The 1,212-nt window shown below is 70.7% G+C and carries 2 protein-coding genes; both read right to left on the bottom strand.

From position 1 onward, the window contains the following. On the bottom strand, positions 1-324 hold a 324-nt coding region (locus tag ACRDSQ_RS30845), incomplete at its 3' end, for a SixA phosphatase family protein (protein ID WP_431425978.1). Positions 325-488: 164 nt separating this feature from the next. Beyond that, positions 489-1,212 (bottom strand): OmpA family protein (locus ACRDSQ_RS30840; protein ID WP_431425976.1); only part of this gene is annotated, 724 nt, incomplete at its 5' end.

Here is a 1,212-nt window from a genome sequence, read left to right as displayed (position 1 = left end):
CACCAGCACCACGCTCGCTCCCGACTCGAGGCCGCGGAGCCAGCGCATCGTGTCGCGCAGCGGCGCTCCGGGCGCCAGGGCATCGACCGTCTCGACGTGGACGCCGGACGCCATGGCGTTGCCTACGATATCGGCCGTCTGATGGGCGCGCACGAGGGGGCTCGTGGCCACGCGGCTGACCCGCCCGACGACGCGCTTCAAACCCGCCGCCGCCCGGGCCGTGCGCTCGACGCCCCGCTTGGTCACCGGGCGCCCCGCGTCGTCGGGCCAGCGTGCGGGATCGCGGTGTCCCGCAGGTCCGTGCCTGAACAAGATCACTCGCATCCTCGAGGTCTCATGGCTCGTCGGGGTCCCGTCGGCGCCAGGCAGGCCGAACGACCGCGGCCACCGGGCGACTCTCGACGACTAGATAGCCACACCGTTGTTTCGCGGGCGTTAACGGAGCGTGACGGCCCTGGGAAATCGTCCAGCACCGCGCCGCGCCAGGATCAATTGCCTTCGTCCTTCTTGAGCAGCCGTCGGCGCTCGACCTCGCGGCGCAGCACGTCCTTGTTGAGCACCACGAACTCGACCCGCCGATTCTTGGCCCAGTTGAGCGCGCTGGTGTTGGGCACCAGCGGACGGCTCTCCCCGTAGCCCTTGACCGTGAACTGCTCGGCCCTGAGCGTCGGGAACTTGCGCATGAGGTAGGCGAGCACCGAGTCGGCGCGGGCCTGGCTCAGCCGCTGGTTGTGGGCCTCCGAGCCGCGCGCATCGGTGTGGCCCCCCACCTCGATCCTGAGCTCCGGCCACTTGCCCAGCACCTGCCCGACGATGTCCAGGGTCGGGTACGACTCGGGCAGGATGGTCGCCTTGTTGGTCTCGAAGTTGATGTTCTGCAGGCGGATCATGCCGGTGTCCAAGAGCTCGGTCTCGCGCTCGACCAGCTCGATCGGGCAGCCGTCGCCGTCCACCGTGCAGCCCTTGGGGGTGTCGGCGCACTGGTCGAGGCCGTCCAGCACCCCGTCGCCATCGCCGTCCTTCGGGCAGCCGGCGGCGTCCACCGTGGCGCCCTTGGGGGTGTCGGGGCAGGTATCCACCCCGTCGCAGACGCCGTCGCCGTCGGCGTCGGTCGGGCAGCCCTTGGCGTCCACGGTGCAGCCCTTGGGGGTGCCGTCGCACTGGTCGATGCCGTCGAACACCTTGTCCCCGTCGCCGTCGAGCGGACAGCCG

Source organism: Actinokineospora sp. (assembly GCF_050699995.1).
Taxonomy (GTDB): domain Bacteria; phylum Actinomycetota; class Actinomycetes; order Mycobacteriales; family Pseudonocardiaceae; genus Actinokineospora.
This window is presented reverse-complemented; position numbering and strand designations above follow the sequence as displayed.